The organism is Streptomyces beijiangensis, assembly GCF_017315755.1.
Taxonomy (GTDB): domain Bacteria; phylum Actinomycetota; class Actinomycetes; order Streptomycetales; family Streptomycetaceae; genus Streptomyces; species Streptomyces beijiangensis.
On the sequence record NZ_JAFLRJ010001066.1, the window covers coordinates 1 to 387 of the forward strand.

The 387-nt window shown below is 74.2% G+C and carries 1 protein-coding gene; it reads right to left on the minus strand.

Features of this window, described 5'->3' with window-relative positions; translation table 11 throughout:
- A partial coding sequence (locus tag J0695_RS40570; RefSeq protein WP_206969813.1) for an MFS transporter occupies positions 1-387 on the minus strand: 387 nt, incomplete at both ends.

Below are 387 nucleotides of genomic sequence, written 5' to 3' on the forward strand. Positions count from 1 at the left end.
ATTCCGGTACGTGTCGCAGCGCCACCGGCACACACAGCACGGCCAGCGGCACATTGAGCAGGAACACCCAGCGCCAGCCGGGCCCGTCCACCAGCCATCCCCCGAGGAACGGCCCGACGGCCGCCCCCACCCCTCCGAGCCCCGACCACACGCCCACCGCGCGGGCCCGGTCGTCCGGATGGAAGGACGCCTGGATGAGGGCGAGCGACCCCGGAGCGAGCAGCGCACCGCCGACACCCTGCAGGGCACGGGCAGCCACGAGCACCCCGGCGTTCGGCGCGAGCCCGCAGAGCAGCGAGGCAGCGGCGAACCATACGACACCGATCACGAACACCCGCCGCCGCCCGAACCGGTCACCCAGCGACCCGCCGAGCAGGATCAGCCCGG